The 22,602-nt window shown below is 68.4% G+C and carries 24 protein-coding genes and 5 pseudogenes; 9 read left to right on the top strand and 20 right to left on the bottom strand.

The genetic code is table 11. The features are described from left to right. The first annotated feature begins 361 nt into the window (after positions 1-361). Positions 362-577 (top strand): hypothetical protein, encoded by a 216-nt coding sequence (locus tag ACWD04_RS31440; RefSeq protein WP_451137150.1) that lies wholly within the window; start codon positions 362-364, stop codon positions 575-577. A 579-nt stretch (positions 578-1,156) separates the two neighbouring features. Here ACWD04_RS31440 and ACWD04_RS31445 read toward each other — a convergent pair. Next, complete coding sequence (locus tag ACWD04_RS31445; RefSeq protein WP_451137151.1) at positions 1,157-2,560, bottom strand: NPCBM/NEW2 domain-containing protein; 1,404 nt, start codon at positions 2,558-2,560, stop codon at positions 1,157-1,159. A gap of 204 nt (positions 2,561-2,764) precedes the next feature. On the opposite strand from ACWD04_RS31445, the gene ACWD04_RS31450 reads away from it, so the two are divergent. Continuing rightward, positions 2,765-2,914, top strand: coding sequence for a hypothetical protein (locus tag ACWD04_RS31450; RefSeq protein ID WP_451137152.1), 150 nt, complete (start codon positions 2,765-2,767; stop codon positions 2,912-2,914). Positions 2,915-3,239: 325 nt separating this feature from the next. On the opposite strand, the gene ACWD04_RS31455 is transcribed toward ACWD04_RS31450, so the two are convergent. Next, on the bottom strand, positions 3,240-3,680 hold the full coding sequence (locus tag ACWD04_RS31455) for an ATP/GTP-binding protein (RefSeq protein ID WP_451137153.1): 441 nt from the start codon (positions 3,678-3,680) through the stop codon (positions 3,240-3,242). Between the two features lie 436 nt (positions 3,681-4,116). Then, positions 4,117-4,491, bottom strand: a complete 375-nt coding sequence (locus ACWD04_RS31460; protein WP_451137154.1) for a hypothetical protein — start codon at positions 4,489-4,491, stop codon at positions 4,117-4,119. Between ACWD04_RS31460 and ACWD04_RS31465 the strand changes: the two genes are divergently transcribed. Next, positions 4,490-4,654 (top strand): hypothetical protein, encoded by a 165-nt coding sequence (locus tag ACWD04_RS31465; protein ID WP_451137155.1) that lies wholly within the window; start codon positions 4,490-4,492, stop codon positions 4,652-4,654. The two genes, ACWD04_RS31460 and ACWD04_RS31465, sit on opposite strands and share 2 nt — an antisense overlap. Positions 4,655-4,834: 180 nt before the next feature. Here ACWD04_RS31465 and ACWD04_RS31470 read toward each other — a convergent pair whose 3' ends face one another. Next, a complete protein-coding gene (locus ACWD04_RS31470; RefSeq protein ID WP_451137156.1) occupies positions 4,835-5,080 on the bottom strand; it encodes a hypothetical protein in 246 nt (81 codons plus the stop codon). A gap of 315 nt (positions 5,081-5,395) precedes the next feature. On the opposite strand from ACWD04_RS31470, the gene ACWD04_RS31475 reads away from it, so the two are divergent. Continuing rightward, positions 5,396-5,521: a hypothetical protein gene (locus ACWD04_RS31475; RefSeq protein WP_451137157.1), complete on the top strand. Its 126-nt coding sequence runs from the start codon at positions 5,396-5,398 to the stop codon at positions 5,519-5,521. A 233-nt stretch (positions 5,522-5,754) separates the two neighbouring features. Further along, a pseudogene (locus ACWD04_RS31480) lies at positions 5,755-6,048 on the top strand (IS5/IS1182 family transposase); the annotation flags it as partial. Here ACWD04_RS31480 and ACWD04_RS31485 read toward each other — a convergent pair. Then, on the bottom strand, positions 5,940-6,236 hold the full coding sequence (locus tag ACWD04_RS31485) for a hypothetical protein (RefSeq protein WP_451137185.1): 297 nt from the start codon (positions 6,234-6,236) through the stop codon (positions 5,940-5,942). The pseudogene ACWD04_RS31480 and the gene ACWD04_RS31485 overlap by 109 nt on opposite strands. Before the next feature lie 221 nt (positions 6,237-6,457). Continuing rightward, a pseudogene (locus ACWD04_RS31490) lies at positions 6,458-6,846 on the bottom strand (helix-turn-helix domain-containing protein); the annotation flags it as partial. A 190-nt stretch (positions 6,847-7,036) separates the two neighbouring features. Here ACWD04_RS31490 and ACWD04_RS31495 point away from each other — a divergent pair. Next, a complete protein-coding gene (locus tag ACWD04_RS31495) occupies positions 7,037-8,008 on the top strand; it encodes a hypothetical protein (protein WP_451137158.1) in 972 nt (323 codons plus the stop codon). Between the two features lie 207 nt (positions 8,009-8,215). Here ACWD04_RS31495 and ACWD04_RS31500 read toward each other — a convergent pair whose 3' ends face one another. From ACWD04_RS31500 to ACWD04_RS31520, 5 genes and pseudogenes are all read right to left on the bottom strand, one after another. Further along, positions 8,216-8,371, bottom strand: coding sequence for a hypothetical protein (locus ACWD04_RS31500; RefSeq protein WP_451137159.1), 156 nt, complete (start codon positions 8,369-8,371; stop codon positions 8,216-8,218). A gap of 167 nt (positions 8,372-8,538) precedes the next feature. Further along, positions 8,539-9,039 (bottom strand): hypothetical protein, encoded by a 501-nt coding sequence (locus ACWD04_RS31505; protein WP_451137160.1) that lies wholly within the window; start codon positions 9,037-9,039, stop codon positions 8,539-8,541. 278 nt (positions 9,040-9,317) lie between these two features. Then, positions 9,318-9,812, bottom strand: a complete 495-nt coding sequence (locus tag ACWD04_RS31510; protein ID WP_451137161.1) for a hypothetical protein — start codon at positions 9,810-9,812, stop codon at positions 9,318-9,320. Between the two features lie 523 nt (positions 9,813-10,335). Continuing rightward, complete coding sequence (locus ACWD04_RS31515) at positions 10,336-11,292, bottom strand: serine hydrolase (protein ID WP_451137162.1); 957 nt, start codon at positions 11,290-11,292, stop codon at positions 10,336-10,338. A gap of 290 nt (positions 11,293-11,582) precedes the next feature. Next, positions 11,583-11,836 (bottom strand): annotated as a pseudogene (locus ACWD04_RS31520) (transposase); the annotation flags it as partial. A 480-nt stretch (positions 11,837-12,316) separates the two neighbouring features. On the opposite strand from ACWD04_RS31520, the gene ACWD04_RS31525 reads away from it, so the two are divergent. Together ACWD04_RS31525 and ACWD04_RS31530 are read left to right on the top strand one after the other, a co-directional pair. Beyond that, entirely contained in the window at positions 12,317-13,003 is a 687-nt protein-coding gene (locus ACWD04_RS31525) for an N-acetylmuramoyl-L-alanine amidase (RefSeq protein ID WP_451137163.1), read from the top strand. Between the two features lie 84 nt (positions 13,004-13,087). Further along, positions 13,088-13,558, top strand: a pseudogene (locus ACWD04_RS31530) (transposase); the annotation flags it as partial. Between the two features lie 464 nt (positions 13,559-14,022). Here the strand turns inward: ACWD04_RS31530 and ACWD04_RS31535 are convergent. After that, positions 14,023-14,719: pseudogene (locus ACWD04_RS31535) on the bottom strand (phytanoyl-CoA dioxygenase); the annotation flags it as partial. Between the two features lie 77 nt (positions 14,720-14,796). Between ACWD04_RS31535 and ACWD04_RS31540 the strand changes: the two are divergent. Further along, on the top strand, positions 14,797-15,084 hold the full coding sequence (locus ACWD04_RS31540; RefSeq protein WP_451137164.1) for a hypothetical protein: 288 nt from the start codon (positions 14,797-14,799) through the stop codon (positions 15,082-15,084). Positions 15,085-15,298: 214 nt separating this feature from the next. Here ACWD04_RS31540 and ACWD04_RS31545 read toward each other — a convergent pair whose 3' ends face one another. The 8 genes from ACWD04_RS31545 to fabG form a co-directional block, all read right to left on the bottom strand. Beyond that, positions 15,299-15,607 carry a protealysin inhibitor emfourin gene (locus tag ACWD04_RS31545; RefSeq protein WP_451137165.1) on the bottom strand — a complete coding sequence of 103 codons (309 nt, stop codon included), beginning with the start codon at positions 15,605-15,607 and terminating at the stop codon, positions 15,299-15,301. 54 nt (positions 15,608-15,661) lie between these two features. Next, positions 15,662-16,873, bottom strand: coding sequence for a M4 family metallopeptidase (locus ACWD04_RS31550; RefSeq protein ID WP_451137182.1), 1,212 nt, complete (start codon positions 16,871-16,873; stop codon positions 15,662-15,664). Positions 16,874-17,497: 624 nt separating this feature from the next. Further along, positions 17,498-17,698: a hypothetical protein gene (locus ACWD04_RS31555; RefSeq protein WP_451137166.1), complete on the bottom strand. Its 201-nt coding sequence runs from the start codon at positions 17,696-17,698 to the stop codon at positions 17,498-17,500. A 440-nt stretch (positions 17,699-18,138) separates the two neighbouring features. After that, the gene (locus tag ACWD04_RS31560) at positions 18,139-19,134 is read right to left on the bottom strand and encodes a quinone oxidoreductase family protein (RefSeq protein ID WP_451137167.1); all 996 of its coding nucleotides are present in this window, start codon (positions 19,132-19,134) and stop codon (positions 18,139-18,141) included. A gap of 134 nt (positions 19,135-19,268) precedes the next feature. Next, positions 19,269-19,928, bottom strand: a complete 660-nt coding sequence (locus ACWD04_RS31565; RefSeq protein ID WP_451137168.1) for a hypothetical protein — start codon at positions 19,926-19,928, stop codon at positions 19,269-19,271. A 105-nt stretch (positions 19,929-20,033) separates the two neighbouring features. After that, the gene (locus tag ACWD04_RS31570; RefSeq protein ID WP_451137169.1) at positions 20,034-20,693 is read right to left on the bottom strand and encodes a DsbA family oxidoreductase; all 660 of its coding nucleotides are present in this window, start codon (positions 20,691-20,693) and stop codon (positions 20,034-20,036) included. 43 nt (positions 20,694-20,736) lie between these two features. Continuing rightward, a complete protein-coding gene (locus tag ACWD04_RS31575) occupies positions 20,737-21,648 on the bottom strand; it encodes an NADP-dependent oxidoreductase (RefSeq protein WP_451137170.1) in 912 nt (303 codons plus the stop codon). A gap of 87 nt (positions 21,649-21,735) precedes the next feature. Continuing rightward, entirely contained in the window at positions 21,736-22,521 is a 786-nt protein-coding gene (gene fabG / locus ACWD04_RS31580; RefSeq protein ID WP_451137183.1) for a 3-oxoacyl-ACP reductase FabG, read from the bottom strand. Between the last annotated feature and the right edge of the window lie 81 nt (positions 22,522-22,602).

Here is a 22,602-nt window from a genome sequence, read left to right on the forward strand (position 1 = left end):
TGCCTCCGTTCCGGCCCGATCCGCGGACGTCACACCAGTCCAGCTACATGAGCCGCCATCAAGTCGGTCAGACCGACTGAACGACGCCGCCCTGCCCTGGTAAGTCGTGCGTGGATTACCCGGTACACCGGGGCGGGCCGCTCGACCGTGGCCCGGTGGTACGCCCTGCGCCACGAGCTGCCGCAGGAGCGCCGTCATCCGGAGCGGGTGGTCACGATCGACCGGGTCGACTACTACGGCCAGCAGGCGGTGGAGCAGTTCTGGGCTGCGCACCAGGAGGGCGTAGGAACCGCTCTGCTGGGCGTCTCCGGGCGCAGGAGCGGGGCGGAGCACGGAGAAAAAGCCTCGGGGAGGTCGTCCGGTGTCTGCAGAGCGTGCTCAGGCCTTCGAGGTCGCGTTGACGGAGCTGCGCCGGGCCGGTGGCTACCAACGGGGCCTGGCCGGGCGGCTGGCCCGCGCGCACGGCGGGAACGAGCGCACATGGGCGCGGGCCGTCACCGACGCCCGGACGATGTACGCCACCGAGACCACCGAGGACGAGCACGAGGCGCAGCGGCCGGCCTCGCAGCCGGAGTAGTGCCACCGCCGCCGGGTCGTGGGCCTGGTCGCCGGTCCGGAGCCCCGCGACGGGCCGGGAAGAAGGGCCAGCGCCGCGCCCGCTTCCCCGAGACCACGCCCGCCACCAGCCACCATCCCATCCCCACAGCAGGGCAGGCCGGGTAGAAGAGGGGAAGTCTGAGCACTCACCACGGGGAAAACCGGTGGTTGACCTGGGGTTGTGCGGAGGTCGGGCGAAAATATGCGCGCCTGATGGTGGAGGGGATAGCGGAGCAGATAGTGGAGTGGATGGTGGAAGGGATAGTGGTCAGCCCTGCGGTTCCTGTGCTGCGGCGTCCAACGGGCCGCCGCGCGCTTCAGGCGGTGGGTGCTCGAGGGCCAGGTGTGGCCGCGGCTCGGCTCTGCCCCTGCGGCGCCGGTTGCCGGTGTGTCGGGGTGTCGGGGTGTCGGGGCGGTTGGCTGGTGTCTGGCACCGGCGACGGAAGGACTTCCCCGGGCACCTGGCCGGGTCAGGAACCGCCACCCCGCCCGACCGCCCGCGCACCGAATCCGTTGCACGACGAGGAAGGTTTCCAATGTGTTGGCGGTGGTCTTGCTGCTATTTGGTGATGACGGGGTCGAGCCATGCGGCTGTGCCGCTGCAGGTGTCGATGGTGAGGGTGACGCGGAAGGCTCCGCTGAGGTCCACGGTCGCTGTTTGCGCGCTCTCTCCCACTTTGATGGTCCGTTGGAAGCGTGTGTGGTCGTCCACGGTGATGGTGAACTCCGCGCTGGCGCCGGTGCCGCTGTCGTCCGAGACCCCGATCCCTGCCACCAGCGATTTGTAGGTGCGGTCCAGCTGCCACGTCGCGATTGATCCGCAGGGGCCGTTGCGTAGGGCGACGGGGTACTCGCGCAGGTTCACCTTCTGGGCGCCTGCTTGGTAGCCGTCGTCCTCGAACGCCGGCAGGTCATTGACGAGTGACGTGCCGGAAGGCGGGGACGACTCGTAGAGCGCGGCCGGGTCCGAAGGCGTGGGAGCCTCCGTGCTCGGTTCCGCCTCCGTGCCCGGTTCCGCACTGGAGGGTGCCGGGGTGGTGGCGGCTGGCGTGGTGGTTGCCGGGGTGGGTTCGGAGGTGGTGGGAGGCGGCGACGGGGTCGCGGCCGGGGCCGTCCTGTCGTGCGTGCCGGTCGCCCAGATGCCGAGTGCGGCGCCGCCGCCGGCCAGCAACACGACGGCCAACGCGATGCCGGTCAGCATGACAGTGCGCCGGCCGCCGGACTTCCGTCCCGGGGTGACAGGCGGCTTGGGCGGCTTGGGGGGTGTCCGGGGCTGGTCCACTCCGGCACCACCCCCGGATGCCGGCACCAGGTCACCCGATCCGCCGGTTCCTTCGAGCACCGCCAAGCGCGCCCGGCAGTCGTCCAGCTCGGTGACCAGGGCGCCGCGGCGGCGGACGAGCTCATCCCGGCGTTCGCCCAGGGCGCGGCTCTCCCCTTCGAGCTGGTGCTTGCGGTCCTGGCTTCCGGTACTCGGAGAGGCCGCCGCCCGGTGGATCTCTTCCTCGAGGTCGGTTCGGAGCTGGTTCTCCCGCGCACGGACCTCGGCCAGCTCCGCGCCGAGCCGGTGCAGGGCTTCCTCGCCGTCCAGGAGGCGCAGCAGGAGGGAGTTCTGGTCGCTGCCGCGGATGGTGGCGCCGGTGTCGACGAGGACGGTGCGGTAGGCGGTGAAGAGTTCGGTGCGGCGTTGTGGGGCGGCGGGGTCGTCGGTGCGGCGGGCGACTTCGGTGAGCAGGTCGTGGAGGAAGTCCCAGGGGGGCAGGTTGGTGCCCAAGGTGTATTTGCGGACGGTGGAGTCTTTGTAGGCGGGAAAGCGGTTGGCGAATTCGCGGGAGCTGAGGCCTGTCAGGTCCAGCAGGACCCGTAACCGGGCGCCGAACTCGGCCTTGATCCGGTCTTTCTCCTCGCGTGCTTCCCGGCGTGCGGGAAGGTCGTCCCCTATGCCGTCTGGGTCGTGTGCCATCTGTGCTCCCCCTCACCGGACGCCGGTGCTCTCCAGCACCGAAAAGTGCTGTTCCGGCGTGGTCGCCCACCACCGGACAGCCCGGTCACTGTAGAGCCAACTCGCCCCGCGAACACCGTGGTTGAGGCCGTAGCACGCAGCACGCAGCGAGTTTGGCCGAACCCATGCCATGAGCGGGATCCCAACCCTTTTGAAAGGCTCACCGTGACCGGCTACCTTTTCACCGTCCTGGCCCTGCTCACCCTGACCGGGATCTGCGTCGGACGCCTCGCCTACAAGGACCCCGCGCTGGGGACCTCGATGGTCACCGCGACCACCGTCCTCGCTCTCCTCTACACCGTCCTGCAGACCTGACTGGCTCTGTTCACGTCGTAGAGCAGCGTTTCGACAGCAGTTTGGGAGGCACCCGCGCGCGTCCGATGTTCACGAGAACGGACAGCACCGCAGCGGTGGCCGGCGGACCGCCGTCGACCGCTCCACGGCGGCCGGTAAAAGCGCTGGCTACGGGCGAGTGGACCGTCGCGACAGAGCCGGTGATGTCGTGGTGAGTGGCTGTTCCCGCCTCTGACCTGCCGTGGTGAGTTTCCGGCCCGGAAACTCACCACGGTCCGGCTCTACTCACCATGGCCGGGTCAACTCACCGCGAGAACTCACCACGGCAGGTCAGAGCCCTGCCGAGTCAGTTCACAACCTGGACCTCGTGGACGGCGGCGGTGAACTCCGTCGCGCGAGTCTCGGTGAACTGGCCGCCGTCATTGAGGGCGGGGGCCGTCCACGTCACGGTCCAGTGCGCGGTCGCGGTGCCCTGGTACCGGCCGCCCGGCTCCTCGTAGGAGGGCCGCTCGTAGAGGTGCCCGCAGTCCGGCGACGAGGTCGCCTCCTGGGATTTCTTGTACGGGGTGCCGGGGCCGTGGCAGGTGACGGTGGTGCCGTCGTCCATCGCCCCTCGCACCCGGGTGACCTTCGCCGTGGCGGTGACGGTGACGCCGCCGGCCGTGGCCGTAGCGGTCGCCGGGCCGAACGTCGTGGGTGACGGGGTGGCCCACATCCACATCGGCATCCCGACGACGTAGGTCCCCGCGGCGCGGGGGCTGGCGACCTTCGGGCCGTCCAGGCGCATCGAGGCCGCCGCTTTCCGGGCGACGAGCTCCGGGTCGATGGTCGGCGCGGCCGGGCCGTCCTGGCTGTTCGGGACGGAGACGTCGCCACCGCGGCCGCTGTCGCACTGGACCTTGTAGACCCCGCCGTCATCCGGGTCGTGGCCCTTCCACGCCTGGTGCCCGGCCGGAGGCGGCGGCTCGTCGACCAGGTCGTAGGAACACGTGTCGGTCGGCTTGCTGTTGCCGGTCGAGGCCGGATCCGCTCCGGTCGGCTCGTCGCCCGAGGAACCTGAGGATCATTACGAGCCGGAGGCGCCGCTGTTGTCGGCGGCGCAGACGTGGCCGAGGGCGTGGAGCTCCGGCATCTGTCGCTGCCGACCGTCGGGCCGTCGGCGTGCGCGGCTGGAACCAGGACGACGGCCAGGACCACGGCGGCCGCCATCGTCGGGGCCGGCTTCAGCGTGTCCGGCTCCGGTCCGGCTTGTACTCGGTGACCATCCACCGGCCGGCGTCCCAATGCTCTACCGTGGCCGTGGCGACGTAGCGCAGTGGCTGGGCGGTAGGCAGCGGGATCGGCTTGTCCGTCTTCGTGTCGAGGGTCTGCCACTTCGAGATGTCGATGCAGTCCTGGACGGTCGCGGTGGGCAGCTTCACGTCGATGTCGAGGGCGGTCGCCTCCGGCTCGTGCCCGAGCTCGCCCCGGCTCACCGTGGTGTTCTTCTTCATGTGCGCCAGGTCCCGCTCGAAGGCGGACAGGGCGTCGAGCGTCGCGTAGTGGTCGAGCTTCGTGCCGTCGGGCGAGGCCTTGCGGTAGGCCTTCATCTGCTCCATGCACATCGCCGTGTACGAGGCGAGCACCGCGGGCTTCTCCGCCGCGTCCGGGGCCGGCGGGGAGGCGGAGACGGCGGGCGGGGCCGAGGAGGCCGCAGACGGGGCTGTCTGGGGCTTCTCGTCGTCGCTGCCACCAGCGGGCAGCCGGTCAGGGCGAGAGTGAGTCCCACGGCGCCGCACAGCGCCGTGGGGCGTGTGCGGGGCCGTGTCTGTCGAGCCGTCCTCACCAGAGTCCCCCAGGAGTTCGCGAACACGATTCGATCACCGTAACCGGCTGACCACGAGCGGTTATCTGGGTTCAGTCAGGCAACGAGCAAACGAACTTCCGGAGCACGGCCCGTCATTAGGTGGTGAGGGCGGCGATCGCGACCAGGGCCGCGAAGGTCGCGACGAGGGCCCCGGCGAATACGCCCGCGACATTGAGGGGCTTCTCCAGGCGGGGGTGGCGGTGGGTGACGTAGGCCGGGCCGGCCAGGACGTCCCCGGACACGAGGAGAAGGAGCAGCCCGACGAACAGGACGAGGGTGAGGTTGAGCGTGGACGGCGATCTCCGTTTCGGTGGTGCGCTGCCGGTTGAGCGCTGGGCCACAGTCCGCGATCCGGGCCGGTCATTCGAGTTCTCGCGAAAATCCGTTCCAGCCCTCTGCCAGGCGGGCCCTGACGGGGCATCGGAAGGACTCGCGTGCGCTGGACAACCGGGTATCGCGGGGTGGTGGCAGCACGATCGAGGAGGCGTGGGTTAGCGGCGCAGCCCCGTGATCGCAGTCCTGAGCTTTTCCGGGAAGCGAAATCCATGCAAGAGATACCAGGGCACATGAAGCTGTTGAATGGGCCCCGTAGCACTGGTGGAAGCAAGCCTCCCAACCCCGCCCCCGAGCGGCCGGGCTGCCGGGAGAATGCGCGGATGAGGATCTACGGCAACGAGCCCGGCGAGCCCGATGTCGAGGTGGCCGAGCACCGGTACGCGGTGCTGATCGGCGGGCCGCTGCACGGCCAGCGCCTCGACGTCACCGGGTGGAGCGTGCAGTAGCTGCTGGACGGCGCGGCGCTCATCACCGAGCTCGGCACGTACGGGCCGGGCGGGCGAGCCCGCTACGAGGGACAGCCCGAACACCGGGACCGGCTCCACTGGCCCGGCGACACGCCCTGAGCCACTGTCACGCACCGGGGGGGGGTTAGCGCCGCGAGGCCGGCCGCGATCACCCCTGTGATCCGACGCGAGGGCGATTGCCTCGGGTGCATGCCACCGCCGACACCGACACCGTGGAGAAGGCGCTGGTCGATCAAGGATTCAAGAACGCCGTCGTCGCGCACGGCGAAAAGGTGGGCATCGAGGTGGAGGTCGTGGCGCGCAACCCCGCGCAGAGCGGGATCGTTCCCCAGGCCAAGCGGTGGGTAGTGGAGCGCGTGTAAGAGATCTTGACGCTGCACCGCAGGCTGGTGCGCGACTACGAGCATCTGCCCCGTAGTTCGGAGTCGCGGGTGTACTGGGCGATGACCGCGGTGATACTGCGCCGGTTGACCGGGGCGACCGTGCCGGCCTCGCGCACCGCATGAGTCGCGGGGAACTGACGCTCGGCGCGGTGCTGGCACGGCTGGAGCAGCGGGAAGGCGAGATCACCGCACAGGCCGAGACGATACGGGAACAGATCACGCAGCTGACCGCCCGGCTCGACGAACTCGCCCGGGCCGCCGAAAAATTCCGGGTCACCCGCAAGACGCTGATGGAACTGCCCGAGCCACAACCACCCGAGCCACAACCACCCGCGCCGCCGGCACCGAAGCTGCCGGACCACCCGGGGCCTACCAGCAGATCCCGGAACTCCGACAGCACCGACAAGTCGAACCCCGGATCGTCGAGCTGGACGCCGAGAGCGCAGGTCTGCCCCGCACTGGAAGCAGATCCACGAACTCCTCGTCCGTCAACAGCCACCCCAGCTCATCCCGCGCATCAGCAGCAACGGGGCGGGGCTGGCCTGGCCTGGGTGTTCTCGGTTGCAGTCATGTCCGCAGCGTCAGGCGCCGGGCCTGTGGACAGCGTCCGCGCTTTTGCCGGGGCGGGCGCGGCGGTGAACGCGGCCGGCCACCGCAGCGTCCTGAACGGGTACGCCCGCGTCGGCCGGGGCGGGGTAGAGCTCCGCGAGCCTGTCCAGGAGCCGGGCGTAGGCGTCGCGCTCCTGCGGGCGGGGGGCTCGGTCTTGGCGGACTCCCAGCCCGACACCGTGGCCCGGCGCACCTTCAGCGCGCCTGCCACCTCGTCGATCGTCAGGCCGTGCGCGGCGCGCAGCCGCTTGCGCTGCGCCGGTGGTGGCGCGTGGCGCGGGACGCGACCAGGGCGTCGAACAACTCGGACATGTGATTACCTCCTGGCCGACACCCTGTCCTCGCGAAACGTACGAGAGCCGTACATTTGCCGCAGGAAGTGCGTACGACAAGGGTGCGAAATGCGTGTCCCGGCCAGGGAAGGGCTGGAAATCGTCGCGTCACCTGGGATCTCTGTGGGGAGATACGGGCGGTTGCATGCTCTGAGTAACCAGGGGGTCACGTGAAGTGGAAAGACGCGTTCGATGACGCGATGAAAGAACTGGAGGCGGTGCGGAAGCAACTTGCACGTCTGGATGACCCCACGGTCGGGCTGACCGCCCTGTACGGAGACCTCACACAGGGCCGCCTGAAGATCCTGGAAGCCATCCAGGGGGGCGTTACCGGGCTGCGCGAGGAGAACCGGGAGGTACGCCGCCGCCAGGACCGGATGATCAGCGATTTGAACGAGACGCGGGGCGAGCTGCGGCAACTGCTGGACCTCGCCGATGCCCTTCGTCGCCCGGCGTCGGCAGACGGCGCGGGTGAGCAGACCGGCGACGCGCAGGCACAACCCGAGCAGACCACGCCACCGCCGGAGCCCGGGGCGCAGGCCGACTACGACTTCCTCGAGTCCGCCGCAGCTCACCCCGCCGTCTCTTCCGACACCGACTCCCAGGGGGGAACCATGGACGACACCGAGGGTCAGGCGCAGCCCGGTGCCGACGGCCAGGACCAAGACCTCGCTCTCAGGAGTGCCATCGAAGCCGCTTACCGGGGCACATCCACGCCTGCTGCCCAGCCTTCCGATGCCACACCGCAGGCATCCGTCGGCGGGGAGGACCCCCGGGTCGCCCACGGTGTCCTGCTGCTGAAGGCCGCCGGTGTGGCCTCCGCGGAACTGATCGCGCACCGCGACACCTGGGAGTGGCTCGCCGCCCTGGCCGTCGGGCACAGCCACTTCCGCACCCCGCCCGCCGTCGAGGACTTCGAGGAAGGTCGCCTCCGGACCATCCTGTCCGGACGCTCGCTGATCGCTCTGCTGATCGAGCTGTGGGATACGCGCTCTACCGCCGCCCCGCTGGGGGGTGACTGGTCACTGGCCATGACCTCGTACCAGCGCATCGCGGCCGAACTCGCCGGCGTCTCCGGGCAGGGTGAGGTCATCCGTATCGTCCTGGACGACGGCCTGCCCTCCAAGGAGATCGACGACTGACCACCCACCGCACGCCCTCGTCGTGGGCGGGGGCGTGCGGAGCAACTTGGGCGTCCCGCTTATGATGCGGCGCGGTGGAGTAGTTACGGCGACGGTGGGAACCAGGACTGACGCCGCGTCGCCCGTGGGTGCCGAGCTTGGTCACCGCGGGTGCCTTTTCGTGGGGAAAGCGCGGCCGCACACGTGCATGTCGGACGTTGCCCAGAGTCAGGACCCGACGCTGGGCAGATCGTCCGCGGTGAGCGGGATCAGACCGGCCCGTCCCTCACCGTGGTCGCGGCACAGCAGGACACCGGCCAGTTCAGGGTGCTGATACGCCACGATGTTGCCCTGAGGAAGTCTGTGGTCGGGCTGCGCGCTCATCAGCTGGTCCTTCCGGCGGGTCGTCACCTGATTCCCTGGCCCAACGGTCATCCCCTTGCGCTTCACCACCCATCGGTCGTGCCACGTGTGTGCCACCAGGGATGACGAGAAGGCGGCGCGGTCCTGCACCCAGAACGCGGGCGGCGAAAACGTACTTCATGGCCTTTTCAGCTGGGCGACGACGCCGGTGCGGCGGGCACGACCGCGTCATCAACGATGGCCTGTGGGATTTCCGTAGGCGGCTTGCCCTTCTCAATCCGGTCGACCACAGGGGCGATCGCCTCGTACATCCGCCGGGAAAGCTCCTCGATGGACCCGTTCGCGAGCGCACCCCCGCTGATGTCTTCCTCCAAAGTCTTGAGGTAGTCCACGAGCTGGGCGCCGGTGAGGGTGATCTCGACCAGGCCCCGCTCCTTGGCGGGCCCGCTGAGGCTGCGGGGCTTGGCGTCTTCGTGCGAGTTGATGTGGTTGCTTGCGGGCTTGGTGCGCTCCCACAGGTCCTTGGTGCAGGTGATCTTGAAGGAGGCAACGCCAGCGGCCTTCTGGAGGCGCTCCGAGTGCCCTGCGGGCGGCTCGTCGGCGCAGCTGGTGACGAGGGCAAAGGCGGCCGCGACGGCCAGAACAGCGGAGGCGGCACGACGGCGGCCGCGGAACGGGTCTGTGATCACCGGCCGATCATCTGCACAGAAGAGCCGTCCCGGACGGTGTTCGCCGGTGGCTCACCAGAACGGGTGATCTTGACTAGACCGGTCTCGCAAACGTACGGGACGGGCTCCTGCGAAAGATCGAGGCTAGTATGAAACGAGCCCAGCCGGGTGTTCCCTGGAGGGGGCGTCCTGCGCCGGAGCCCCGGCCCGATTACAGCGGGCCGGGGCTCCAGGTGCCGCATTGGTGGGATTTTAACGTCCCACGCTGACTTCCGGGGTCGGTTGCTACCACGGTCTCCTCAGTCGATCACGCGGAAGCTGCTCGTGGTGCTGCCGCTGATTCCGAAGCTGGTGCCGCCGGGCCCGACCATGGCGATGGGAACACCGGCGTTGCAGTTGTTCCCGGCGAAGAACTGGACGGTCCGGTCGGTGTTGTTGGTGATGTTGTAGCTGGTGAACGCCGGGCGGACAACTGCGATACATGTTCCCGGGTCGGCCGAGTAGGTCCGCTCGTTGATCTGGATCTCGCCGGCGTCCTGCTTGTACCCGCGGTCGCGGTAGTCCTTCTTGTCCTCATCCTTGTACCCGCGGTCGCGGTAGTCCTTCTTGTCCTCGTCCTTGCGCTCGGCGTCCTTCCCGCCGCTGTCGCCACCGAGGGGAGCCGAGGCCGGTCGGACAGCTTCCCGGGCGGACTCGGGGTGGGAGGCGGAGGCGGAGGCGAAGCTCACACCGGTGACGGCCACGGCCGCGGCCGCCGCAGAGGCAGCGATCAGGGCGACAGAACGGTTCTGCATTTCAGTCTTCTCCTCTTTCAGGTAAATCGGCTGAGCTGCCGACCTGTGCATGAACCTACTGAGAGAAGTTTCCGACGGCGCTTCAAAGGTCACTAACGTGTGACGCCGAGGCAGCCAACCGGACGTATGTGAGGGCACTCAGACAGCTTCCAACCTTTTCTGATGTGCCGTCAATTTGTGTATGTGCATGGAACTTGGCAGGGGCGTTTAGGCCAACTCGGTGATTGAACCGGCAGCCTTCACCCCGCCGGAACATCGGGGGCCTATCAGGCATCGAGCCGCCTCTGAATCGCCCCTCGTCCCGCTTGTCAAGAACCAAGCTGCCTCGCGGGTCTCACTGACGCTGAGGCGATGGGTTCTGGTGCAATGCGCTGCCAGATGAAAACCGCCGATCCGGACTGCGGGGGGGGAGCTGCGAGGCGGCTCCCGCCGCCCATCGCTCCGTCAGGGCGTGGGTACACCGACCGCTGGCACCGCGTGTCCTGTGGCGGGGGGAGCCTGACCTGGCGCTGCGGCGGATCGCTCACTGCGGCCGGGGGCGGACATGTGCGCTGGCCGCGCCGATCGCCGCTCTCGCCGCCCGTTCGACCAGCGTGATCCCGCTTTTCATCGATGCGTTGCCGCCGCTGAGCACCGACACCAGATACCGGTGCCCGTGCACCGCGACCTGGCCAACGCTGTTGATGACCCACAGATCGGTTGTGCTCCGCTGCAGCCAGCCGTTCTTGAGGGCGCATCGGGAGCCTTGGGAGCCGGCAGCGGACACCCCCCAGTCCTGGTCCTTCGCGATCCGCCCCATCAGGTCCCGGATGTAGGCGCGGGACGCCTGGTTCAGCCCTTCGGGTGAGCCGGTGGAGCCCACCGGCCCTCGGGCGAAGACTGCGCGCAACAGCTTTACCTGGTCCGTCGCTGTGGTCTGCGTGAGGCCCCATCTGACGCCGGGGTTGCCCCGTGTCGAGTCAAGTCCCAGACGTGCGTTCGCCGCGTCGAGACCTTCCGCCTCGCCGATCGCCTGCCACAGGACGGTCGCCGCGCCGTTGTCGCTCGTCCGGATCATCGCCTCGGCATGCCGTCGCTCTGCGGCTGTCAGCTCGCGGTCCTCGTCCTGCGCCTGGAGGAGCAGCGTCGCGAGGATGCCCACTTTGACGATGCTCGCTGTGTCGAACGTCGCGTCCTGCCCGTACGACGCGATCTCCTGGTCGGCGCTGTCCAGGTCGAGCACCGCCACCGCCAGCCGCGTGTCGCCGCCCGGCAGGACGGGCCTGAGCGCCCGAGCGAGAGTCATGCCCAGGTGCTCACGCACCGCCACCGCCGGCCCGGGAGCCGGCGGCCCCGCCAGTGCCAAGGGCGCCTGCGCCTCGTAGCGCCTGCCGGTGGCGGAACAGGCAGCGAGCGATGCCACGACTGCGGCGACGCAGACCCTCAGCGTGTACGCGCGAAGGTCGCGCGTCGTGTGCGTACGGTTCTGTCCGTCGGGCATGGCGGGGCAGGCCTCGGTATTCCTGTGGAGAGACGACGAGTAATCAGAAAATAGGACAAGACGGGCATGATGGCGGTGATTGACACCACAACAGGCGTTCCAGTCACCGAGGAGGAGAGCAGCCCACGCCGGCCTCGACCTTCCATGACGGTCCCTCAATCCCTTGGGGGCGTTTCAGCTGTTCGGGCTGGTGGTGGGCAAACCGATGGCCCGGCTGCCTCGTCGGGCGGGCGCCGGGTTCCACGGTTCCGGCCGGGTTGGTGCTGATCACAAGGGCGGGAACGGATTGGTCAGCCGGGGGCCGGGAGAGCTTCGAGTCGGGCCAGGACCTCGGTGATGACGTCGGCCCAGGGCCGGTGTCGGGCGAATCTCAGAGGCCGGCGGCGGGCAGTCGTGACGAGCTGGGCCGCGGCGGGAAGAGGCGGATCCTCAGGTGGCGGGGTTCCCACCTGCGGGTTTCGCCGGTCGGGGCGAGCATGGGCATCCAGGCCAGCAGGCCCAGGGCGATCGGCAGCCAGATCCGGTTCTGCGCCGTTTTACTCAATCACTGTGGCTCAAACATGCGGCCGGACTTTGTAGTGCCTCCCGTTCTCATGAACATCGCCTCAGGGCCATCCGAGTGCCTTCCGCGACGGTGAATAACCGCTGTCGGCACTCGTGAACAGAGTCACCCCGCAGACCAGGCGAAGCTGCCCCCTCGCAGGCCGGTGACGCTTCTCGTGGGGCTCACGCCTGGGACGGAGCTCATGATGGGCGGCCCGTGTTGCGGTGCCGGGCGGCCGGTGCCACGGTGACCGAAAGGACTGTCACGCAATCCGGCAGGCCAGGCCGACGGTCACGGCGAGCAGCCGATCCCCGGGCAGATCTCCGGCACCGACGCGGAGGGCCAGGACCCGCTTCCGTAGGGAATCGACGACGTCGGCCCGGTCGGCCTGACTGCTCAGGTGCGGGGTGAAGGCCGCCGAACGCCGACCGTTCCCAGTACGCCACCGCAGACAGAGCGCCATCCTCAACGGGAGCCCACGTGACTCACGAACACGAGCCCAACGCCGAGGCCGAAGGCGGCCCGGAGAACGACCAGTCTCTCCCCCACGCCGGAGAGGCTCCCGTCTACGCCACTGCCGCAGAGTCCGACGCCCCGCCGTGGCCTCAGGACGAGGAGAAAAAGGCGAGCGCACAGATCCTCGTGGTGCAGATGGGCCATTGCTTCCGCACGTCGGGTGCCACCGGCACACCAGGGGAACAGGCGTTCGTGAAAGCGGTGGCCGATGCCTGCGCCGAGGAACTCGAAAGGCCCGGTCCGTCGGAGCGGGAGCTTTGGCATCTGCGGGTCATCAAAGCCGACGAGCCCCTGGAAAAGTACGCCGGCGACGCGTTCGTCGCCTTCCACTGCGACGGCTCGACCAATCAAAACGCGCGGGGGGCGAGCGTTGGCTACCGCAACGCCGCAGGACAGTCTCTCGCGCAGGCATGGAAACGTGCCTACGACCAGCACGGCTGGTCGGGCGGGTTTCGAAAGGACAACTACACCGAGAACCTGAAGAAGTACTACGGCACCCGAAAAGCCGTCGAGGCCGGCAACCAGCGAGCGTTCATCGCCGAGTGCGGGTTTCTCACCAACAGGGACGACAAGGCCCTGCTGACCGGCCCTGGCGGCGTCAACCGGGTGGTACGTGCCCTGTTCGATGCGCTCGTATCTGAATCCCGGTGAGCCTCAAGCGGACCAAGGGGGCACGTTGTCGCAGGCGGTGTGCAACTACCTGAGCAGAGCGGACGTCTGAGTGGCTGAGAGCCGCCTCGACGGCACCGGTATCCCGGGCGGAGGCCGGCCGTTGACCGTGCTGCTCTGCGGGGCACCGTTCACGTGCTGCGCACGAGTGTGAGCCGGCGGGACGTTCCCGCAGATCTGGAGGGCACAGCGGGGTGACGGCCTGGCGGCGCCTGCGGGACTGGACCGAGGCCCGAGTGTGGCCCCGCCCCCATGTGGTTCTACTGGCGGAACTGCGTAAAGAGGCCTGCTGGAGATGGACGACGCCCGGCTCGCGCGTCAGGGCCCTCACAAGGGGCTCACACCGGACCTTCGCCGGTCGACCGATCCCGGCCCGGCAGCGAGCACCACCTGATCGCCGACCGGCACGGAACTCCGCTCGCCGTCTCTCTGACCAGCGGAAACCGTCACGATGTCACCCAGCTCACGCCTCTGCTGGACGCCATACCCCGCATCCTGGCCTGCGCGTCCGGAAAGGCATACCGCCAGCGTCGGCGCGAAGAGGCTGGGCCCTGGCCTCCCCAGAACCGGCCTGCGGTGTCTGCGACGCTCCCTCGGACGTGGCAGCCGACGACGCTGGTACTCAAAGCGCTGCGGCCGCGCGGCCTGGATTTGTCGACGGCTCGACAGAGGCGAGTCGCCCCCTCCCCACACCAACCCCTGACACTCCATCCCGGCAGCAACCGACAGCATGCGCCGGCCCTCTGGAACCGGGCCGCAAGAACCGAGTACGCCTGACATGCTCAGCCGCCTTCCGCACCCAGCTCTACCTCCAGCGCAAGATGGCCCGACTCGCTCACTCCTCGTCCTTCGGGTGAGGGTGTTCGGTCTTCGCGTGATCTTGTCCGGCATGTCGTCGTGAGGCTGGTGTGCTGTGGACAGAACTCGCCCGATGGTCGATGCCGGGTGTGCGGCTGCCGGGCACTGGCCTCCGCCCAGTTCCAGGAACAGATGAAGCATCTCTACCCGGCGCTGCAGTCGGTGCCGTACTCGTCCGGACCGGGGTGTACTGTCCCCCAGGCCCCGACGGATCGCGGTCTCCACGGGTGAGTACGCGCCGTCGGCCCGCTCCAGTTCGTACGGCGCGGCCGGCATCAGCGGCGGCTGGGCCATGAAGCGCGGCCGCACCCCGTGGTGCGGTTGCACCGCGTGCACCAGGAACGGGTGGCACAGGAAGACGTCGCCCGGGGACCCCGTGGCCAGGGCGAGTGGCCGGTGGTCGGACGCCGCCACCAGGTCGGGCGCAACGGCCGGCACGCTCGCCCCGTCCTCTCCGTACTTCTCCAGCACCTTCGGCACGTCGAGGTGTGAGCCGACCCGGATCCGGGTCGGAGCGTCCTCCTCACCGACCTCACTGAACAGGAACAGCATCAGCAGCGCCCGGCCCCGGGACCGCAGATTTGTGAAGTACCAGCTCTCGCCCTCCGGCAGACAGCTCCCCTCGATGTGCCAGCCCGCGTCATCCGGCTCCTCCTCGTGCGGGAAGCGCAGCGGGAACGTGCCCAGCGAGTAGCGCGGCTCCCAGCGTCCCGCGCCGACGAGCAGCTCGTACGCGTGCTGCGGGGAAGGGGAGTTGGATGCGGCAGCGAACGGCCCCTGCGCCATGCCGGCCACTCAGTGCACGGGCTGCGTCCACGTCGTCGGATCGTCCGGGTCGCAGCATCCCGATCACCCGACGTTCTCCGCACCGCTTTTGTCGGGTGTTCACCGAGCCTCGTCTCAGGACCACGTTGCCGATGGAGGGCGAACACTCCGCAGCAGCTGCCCGCAACGCCGACAACATCTGCAAACTCGACCACCTCGGCCACTACTGGACCGACGGCGTCAACGACCAGCGACGAGGGCCAGTTCACGTCCGAGTCCGAGGAGTTCACCAAGTCGGTCTCCCCGGTCAGCTGCAACTGGTCAACGACCAGGACGTTGGAGGGGCGTTTGCCGATCCTCTGGTCGCCACTGCGGTGGTGGGCTCCGTCATCGAGCGGCTGACGGGCCTTTACTTCCGAAAGGGCGGGGTCCTGCACTGACACCAGGGGCGGCGGGCGCGCCGTTATGTGGATTGCGTGATCATCGATGGTGACCGGGCGGATATGCCGTCTGCCTTACCGGCCGTCGGGTGCGGTGAGCAGCGGGGGCAGGATGCGAAGTCGGTGGAGGCGGAGTTCGCCGGTGCGGACGGCGGGCTGGTCCAGCCATGCCGGGTGGAGGCCGCGGCCGCCGCCGTCCACTGCGGACGGTCCGTCACTGCTGTGTGGAGTGTTTTTTGAGCCATCGCAGCAACATCGCGAACTCCGGAGTCATGGCCGTGTCCGATTGCACGAGAACGGACGAGCGGCCGCCCTCCTCGACCGTGATCGAGTAACTCATGGCATCTCTCGCGCGACTGTGCGGTTCCTTGGTTTCTTCAGCCGCCGGGATGGCTGCGGCCACCAGTCGGGACAACTCGTCTGCAGCGTTCTCGGGCAGAGTGTCGGTGTCCAGCACCTCCGGTGGGAGGTTGGCACGGACTGCGGCCGCCAGCCCGCCGTGTGTCGCCAAGGTAACCCTCATGACGCCTCTCAGCCATCCAGCGCTCCCCGCCGTTCCGGCGGAGGGCACCCGGCGTCAACCGCCGGTCATCACGTGGCCCTTCAGTGCGGCCATGTCTCGGCTCAACCCCTGCACCTGGGACGTCAGTGCCTTGACTGCTGCCAGGGCGTCCCCTTGACCCGCGTCGCCGTTCTGGCTGGCCGTGCGAGTTTGCGCCCTTGCGACCCCGGCCGGAATCCCGGTGATCGAGATACCGACCTCGTGCCACGCCCCCAGCACGGCCAGTTGCTCGGCGCCGCCGGCCCCGTACAAGTCCCCGGCTTTCTGGTACGTGGTGTCCGCGAACTCCTGGAACCGAGTCTCGCTGTTGGAAGCCTTGAGCGTTTCGTACCAGATGAGTCCGGGAGCCTCCCACGCGTATCCGCCGATGGCCGTCGCCGTCAGGTAGAACGCCTTGTTCGGAATGCCGGAGTTGTAGTGCACTGCACCCCAGTCTCCCTCGAAGGTGTCCGGCGTGTTGACGTACTTGGACATGTGGTCGGGCTGAGGGTCCTTCCCGAACTTCTCGGTGTTCCACGCATGCCCGGGAGCCTTCATCGATCGCAGAGCGTCGGCTTCGATCTGAGGCGTGAAGACCTCACGGCCGATCAGCCAGTCGGCCTGCTCGGCCGTCTGACCCAGCGACCATTGCTCGACCAATGTCCCGAACACATCCGACACGGACTCGTTCAGGGCCCCGGACTGGTTGTGGTACTCGAGTCCCGCGGTGTGCTCGGTCACGCCGTGCCCCAATTCATGGGCGATTACGGAAATCGAGCCCGTGAGGTCTGAGAAGACACGTCCGTCCCCGTCACCGAACACCATTTGGCGCCCGTCCCAGAAGGCGTTGGCGTAGTCGTCGCCGTAGTGGACGTATCCGTCCAGGCGCATCCCGCGACCGTCGATCGAATTCCGGGCGAATACTCGCTGGAAGAAATCTCGCGTCTTGCCGAGCATGTCGAATGCCCGGTTGACGGAGACATCCACGGACTCCGGTCCGTCTTCGGACCGGGCCAGAATAGCGAAGGGGAGAGACGTGTTGTTCCGGCAATCGTAGATCGTCCTACGAGCGTTGCCGGGAGTGGCTGCACCGGGGAAGGCTGCTCGGACTGATCGCTCGCCCCGCAAGTGGGCAGTCGTGAGCATGGTGTTCAGGGCGACCCGGCGTACCTCGCTGTCCTCACTCCTCAGCAATCTCTCGAGAAGATACGGAGGGGTTACGCAAAGGGGTCGAAGTTCACTGGTCATCGCAGTACTCCGTGGTTCGGAGGCAGGTGGTCGTTTCCTCACTTCGGTGGGCACCCTGTACGCGGACCGTCCGCGCCCAGATGGGCAGGTCCGGGGCCGGCCAATGCGACTGATCCGTCGGGCCGGTAGTCATTCCGTCCCCGAAGTCTCATCCCGGGGGGTTTTCCACCTGTCCAGCATTGCATATTTTGGTCGCGATGCCATGTCGCGATGCCTGGTGTGTGACAGACACGAAATGTGTGCGGAGAGTTATATGAAAGCGTATTCCACATCACGGCCAACTCACCGTCTCAGCTGAACCTTCGAGTCGTCGAGCCCAACGTTGTCGGTCCCGAGAGAACCGAACCCAGCGCAACCAGTCCGTCGAGACGGGCAGCGGGCTCACACGTGCGCAGGAACTGCTGCTGCACAGTGTCGATCGGAGCGGCGGGACCGGCACCGGGCTCCACCGCGTCCGACGGGATCCCGGTTGAGTGCTCGTGCACCACGGAGGCCGCGACCGTGGTGCACGTGGGCAATTCCTCGTCGAAGGCGAGGAGAACGGACCGGTCAGTTGCACGCGGGTGCACGGACGCGACTTCACGCTCAGGGCGCCCGAAGCGGCACCGATCCTGAACCGCACGGTCACACCGCGATCGAGAGCGGAACCCGCTCTTCGGCCGCACTCTTCCCCTCTTCGGCGAACCAGGTCTCACGCTTCGTCATCCGGCTGTCACGCCCGCCGAGGGCCGACAGCGCCGCCGCCACGTCGCCTCGATGTTGACTTTGTTCTCGACCGGCAGCAGCAGGTTCATCACACCGCTCCTGTCTCAGCAGGGTGTGCATCTCTCCCGGCGCCTTTCCTCCAGCCACAGGGTGACGGCGTCAGGCCAGAACGGCCGGGTCGCGCAGTGGCTGGAGGGAAAAAGCGGCCGGCTCCGCGTCGCCCGCTACGGTCGAGCGCCATGAGAGGGGCAGGGGCGGCAGACGCCGGGAAGTCCGGCAGAAGGAAGGGCTCCCGCCGGCACAGCTGTTGATCGCTCGCATACCGTTCCAGCTTTGGCGGCCCGTGCGGTGCGTATGTGACCGGCCAGGGCCCAGCCGGTCAATCGGCGTGAGGTGAGGGCGGCGCCCCGCGCTGGCAGTGGTCGGGCAGTTATGGGGCAGCGCTGCGGGCCCGGTCGGCGGGCAGCGCGATGAACTCGCTGGTCGTCCGTTCGCTTGTCCCGTGGTGTCTCTTCTCGATCCGCGGGCGGGTCGCCGCTGACCAGGTGCTCCCGCGAGGGTCAGGAGGTGTGGGGCAGCAGGACGATACGGCCGATGTGGGCGCGTGCCTCGATCATGCGGTGGGCGCCGGCGACGTTCTCCAGGGGGAAGGTGGTGTGTACGGCGTGCTGTACGGAGCCGTCGGCGAGGGCTCGTGCGAGGTTCTCGTGGTTGCGCAGGTATTCCTTGGGGCGGGCGGTCCGCCAGTGGGAGAGCGCGAAGCCGGTCAGGAATTTCATCTCGATGAGCTGCATGGGGGTGATGGCGGGGACATCGAGGCCTCCGCCGGCCGAGCCGTAGAAGACGAGCCGGCCGAAGGGGGCCAGCAGTGCGATGCCCTGGCGGAGTATGTTGCCGCCGATGCTGTCGAGGATGACGTCGACGCCCTTGCCGCCGGTGGCTTGCCTGACTTCCTCGGGCCATGTGTCGTTGGTGTAGTCGATGACGACGTCGGCTCCCAGGCGGCGGGCGAATTCCAGTTTGTCGGCGGAGCTCGCTGTGGCGATGACCAGTCCGGCGCCGCCGGCTTTGGCGAGTTGCACGCTCAGGTGGCCGATACCGCCCGATGCGGCGTGCACCAGCACGCTGTCGCCTGGTTGCAGGCCGGCGGTACCGAGTGTGCCGGAGGCGATGGGCCCGGGTGAGGGGAGCGCGGTGGCCTGGGCGGCGTCGAGGTTCTCGGGGACGGGCATGAGGGTGGCGGCCTCGACGACGACGTAGTCGGCGTAGGCGCCGTGCAGGGTGAAAGCGCCGACGCGGTCGCCTTCACGTCTATCGGTCACGCCTGGGCCCACGGCCGCGACCCGCCCGATGACGTCGCCGCCGAGCACGATCGGGAACTGTGGTTTCCACATCGGTGCGGGAAAAATGTTACGGCGCATCTGCGTCTGGGCGAAACCGACGCTTACCGCTTCGGCCGCGATGAGGACCTCGCCCGGTCCGGGCTGCGGGACGGGGCCTTCCTCCACGCGCAGGACATCGGGGTCCCCGTACTCGTGGAGTCTGACGATGCGCATCTGTTTCCTCCGGTCGTGGTGGCGGGTCTCTGGTGAAGTGCCGGGGTGCCCGTACGCCCGTAGTGGTGGTGCGGTCGGCGCGGTGGTGCGGCTGCCGGGAGGCTCCGGCAGCCGCACCGGGGTAGGGCGGCAGATCAGTGGGAGACGACCTGGGTCGTCGAGAACGCGACCGGATCGGCCGGGTCCGCGTAGCACTGGAAGGGGTCCCACTCGTTGGTGACCGTCTGCAGGCGGTTCCAGCCGAAAGCGGTGTCCTGGAAGCTGGAGCCGCCGGCACCCGTCGTGAGGGTGGTGGCGCTGGCTGGGGCCTTGAGGCGGACCTTGAGGGTGGGGAAGTCGAACTCGTAGCCGCCGGGCCACTCGCCGTTCGACCTGACCCGCAGCTCGTTGCCGTTGCGCTCCACCCACTGCTCGGCGTTCCCGAGGTTGCTGCCGCCTGTCAGCTGGTAGCTGACGATCTGCGCCTGGGCCGGCAGCTTGTAGGTGAAGGAGACGGTGTTGAGCAGCTTGTTGTAGGCGGCGACCGCGTTGATCGGGGCCGGATCGAAGGCCACCTGGAAATTCTCGTTCGGTGAGACCTTCGTGGGAGCGGTGGTGGTGAAGTCACGCGTGTAGTCGACGGGTATCCACTCGCCGGACAGGCGGGTCTGGCAGATGTAGGGCAGGGTCGATGTCGTCGTTCCAGTAACAGCCACGGAACTCGCGCCCGCCGAACCAGCTCCGGCCAGAACCGCTGTCGCGGCCAGACCCAGCGAGGCCGCGGCGCCCCCCGTCAGTTTCCACTTGCGCTGCACTGATATTCCTCTCTCGAGCGCACAGGCGCGGAAGGTCTCCGTCGCCTGTGCGCACTGTTCACGCGTCGGCTGGAGCTCCGCTGGAGAGGAGCTCCAGCCTGGTTCTCAGGCCCCCTCGGCCTGCGCCACGCTCTCCTGCCGGCGGGCCCATGCCCGCTCCAGAGCGGCCAGCAGAGAGGCGGGGTCCTGCACTCCGGACACCGGCACTCCCCCGTCGATGACCACCGACGGCACACCGCTCACACCGAACTCGGCGGCGCGGGCCTCGTCCGCCCTGACCTGCGCGGCATAGACGTCGCCGGCCAGCAGCTCGCGTACGTCGCCGGTGTCCAGGCCCGCTCCGGCCGCGAGATCACTCAGGACCGTGTGATCGGCGACGTTGAGCCCTTGCGTGTGATACGCGTGAAAAAGAGCTTCCAGTACCTGCGGGACACGCCCCCGAGCAGCCGCGAGATGGATCAGCCGGTGCGCGTCGAACGTACTGACCGGACGGGACTTGTGCAGATTCAGCTCCACTCCCTCCTGGTCCCCGTTCGCACGGATCAACGCGATCCGGGCGGGCACAGCAGCCGGATCCATCCACTGCTCCATGGCCACGGCCGCGGTCGGGCCCGGCTCCGGTCCCTGGTCCGGAGCCAACTCGAAACTGCGCCAGACGATCTCCAGACGGTCCCGGTGAGCGAACCTGTCCACGGCCGTAGCGATCCGGCGCTTGCCGATGTAACACCACGGACACAGAACATCGGAGTAGATCTCCACCAGCATGTATGACACCTCGTGATGCAAGCAGGAAGGAAACGTGCGCTGTTCAGGAAACCGCAACGACGATCTTGCCCCGAGCGTGCCCGGTCTCGATCTGACGGTGGGCGTCCGCTGCCTTCTCCAACGGGAAAGTCCTGGACACCTCGATACGCAGCCCGCCCCGGGCGTAGAGGTCAGCGAGCTCAGTGAGACGGGCCCGGGAACGCTGGCTGAAGACAGCGCGCACGCCCAACTCCTCGACACGTGCGAAGTCCACCAGTGTGGCAATCCGGTTCCGGTCCTCGACCAGTTCGACAGAGCAGTCCAGGGCAGGACCACCGACCGCGTCCAGCGCGACCGTGACGTCCCCCGAAGCGGCCTCACGCACCCGGTCGGCGAGCCCCTCGCCGTACAGCACGGGGATCACACCCAGCTCACGCAGGTAGTCGTGGTTACGTTCACTCGCCGTACCGATCACGACAGCGCCCCGCCCCAGAGCAAGCTGGACAGCGACCGTCCCTACGCCGCCGGCAGCCGCGTGCACCAGGAACGTGTCGCCCTGACCGACCTCCAGGGCCTCCAGGGCGGTGTGCGCGGTCTGGGCGGAAGCCGAGAACGCGCCGGCGACCTCCCACGACATGTTCGCGGGCTTGGCGACGACCTGGTCGACGGAGACCACCAGGTACTCGGCGTAGCAGGACAGAATGGCCCAGCCGAAGACCTCGTCCCCGACGGAGAAGTCCGTGACGCCCTCGCCGAGGGCGTCCACGGTGCCGGAGAAGTCGTTGCCGACGATCTGCGGTACTTCGACCGTCGCACCCGGCGGGGTCCAACCGCCGCGCACCGCGGCGTCGTACGCCTGGACACCCGCGGCCCTGACGCGGACGCGGATCTCACCGGCGGCCGGCTCGGGGGTCGGGACCTCGGCGGTGACGAGCACCTCGGGGCCCCCGGCTTCGTGGAAGACAGCTGCCTTCATAACAGTTTCCTCATTCGTTCGATGATGGTTCAGGACCGGGCCCGCAGGCCGGTCCGCGGCCGTCCCGTGAGGGGCGTTGTTCGCCGCTCAGTAGTTTCCCAGTCCGCCGCAGACGTTGAGTGCCTGTGCGGTGACCGAGCCGGCCGCGTCGGAGACCAGGTAGTCGACCATCGCCGCGACCTCGTCCACCTCGACGTACCGGCCGGTCGGCACCCGGGTGGTGACCTTTTCGGCGGCTTCCTCTGTGGTGATGCCGTAGCTGTCCGCGTAGTGCCGGCGTACGCGCTCCGCCATCGGTGTCTCCACGAAGCCGGGGCAGACGGCGTTGGCGGTGATGCCGGTCTTGGCCAGGTCCAGTCCGAGCGCCTTGGTGAAGCCGACGACGCCGTGTTTTGACGCCGAGTAGGGGGCGGCGGTGACCGCGCCCTGCTTGCCGGCCGTGGAGGCGATGTTGACGATCCTGCCCCAGTCCTTACCGAGCATCCCGCCTGCGCTGAGCACCTCACGGGTCAGCAGGAAGACGCTGTTGAGGTTGGTGTTGATGACGTCGTACCAGAGTTCGTCGGTCATCTCGGCGACCGGGCCGCCTCCGTTGCGGCCCGCGTTGTTGACCAGGATGTCGACCGTTCCGTACCGCTCCACGGCGGAGCGCACGAAACGCTTCACGTCCTCGCGGTCGGTCACGTCGCAGGTGGTGCCGTCGACGTCGAGGCCTTTTTCCTGCAGGCTTTTCACGGTCGCCGTCAGGCGGTCGTCGTTCCGCCCGCACACGTACACGCGGGCGCCTTGCTCCGCGAGGTGGGCGGCGATCGCGAGCCCGATTCCGCTCGTCGCCCCCGTCACCAGTGCGACCTTGCCGTTTCGTGCCCCCATCATGCCTCCACATCGAAGTGACCTTGCTGCCTCCGGCCCCCACGGGCTATGCGGAGGCTGACAGGGACGCCTCGACCGGCA

This window comes from Streptomyces sp. NPDC002911 (genome assembly GCF_053591835.1).

Bases quoted from the DNA above. Each gene is read 5' to 3' on its own strand.
- ACWD04_RS31445 (WP_451137151.1), bottom strand. From the start codon at position 2,560: ATGGCACACGACCCAGACGGCATAGGGGACGACCTTCCCGCACGCCGG.
- ACWD04_RS31455 (WP_451137153.1), bottom strand. From the start codon at position 3,680: ATGCGCCTGGACGGCCCGAAGGTCGCCAGCCCCCGCGCCGCGGGGACC.
- ACWD04_RS31465 (WP_451137155.1), top strand. From the start codon at position 4,490: ATGCACATCGCCGTGTACGAGGCGAGCACCGCGGGCTTCTCCGCCGCG.
- ACWD04_RS31460 (WP_451137154.1), bottom strand. From the start codon at position 4,491: ATGGAGCAGATGAAGGCCTACCGCAAGGCCTCGCCCGACGGCACGAAG.
- ACWD04_RS31475 (WP_451137157.1), top strand. From the start codon at position 5,396: ATGAGGATCTACGGCAACGAGCCCGGCGAGCCCGATGTCGAGGTGGCC.
- ACWD04_RS31500 (WP_451137159.1), bottom strand. From the start codon at position 8,371: ATGAGCGCGCAGCCCGACCACAGACTTCCTCAGGGCAACATCGTGGCG.
- ACWD04_RS31510 (WP_451137161.1), bottom strand. From the start codon at position 9,812: ATGCAGAACCGTTCTGTCGCCCTGATCGCTGCCTCTGCGGCGGCCGCG.
- ACWD04_RS31515 (WP_451137162.1), bottom strand. From the start codon at position 11,292: ATGCCCGACGGACAGAACCGTACGCACACGACGCGCGACCTTCGCGCG.
- ACWD04_RS31540 (WP_451137164.1), top strand. From the start codon at position 14,797: ATGGAGGGCGAACACTCCGCAGCAGCTGCCCGCAACGCCGACAACATC.
- ACWD04_RS31545 (WP_451137165.1), bottom strand. From the start codon at position 15,607: ATGAGGGTTACCTTGGCGACACACGGCGGGCTGGCGGCCGCAGTCCGT.
- ACWD04_RS31550 (WP_451137182.1), bottom strand. From the start codon at position 16,873: ATGACCAGTGAACTTCGACCCCTTTGCGTAACCCCTCCGTATCTTCTC.
- ACWD04_RS31555 (WP_451137166.1), bottom strand. From the start codon at position 17,698: ATGCACACCCTGCTGAGACAGGAGCGGTGTGATGAACCTGCTGCTGCC.
- ACWD04_RS31560 (WP_451137167.1), bottom strand. From the start codon at position 19,134: ATGCGCATCGTCAGACTCCACGAGTACGGGGACCCCGATGTCCTGCGC.
- ACWD04_RS31570 (WP_451137169.1), bottom strand. From the start codon at position 20,693: ATGCTGGTGGAGATCTACTCCGATGTTCTGTGTCCGTGGTGTTACATC.
- ACWD04_RS31575 (WP_451137170.1), bottom strand. From the start codon at position 21,648: ATGAAGGCAGCTGTCTTCCACGAAGCCGGGGGCCCCGAGGTGCTCGTC.
- fabG (WP_451137183.1), bottom strand. From the start codon at position 22,521: ATGGGGGCACGAAACGGCAAGGTCGCACTGGTGACGGGGGCGACGAGC.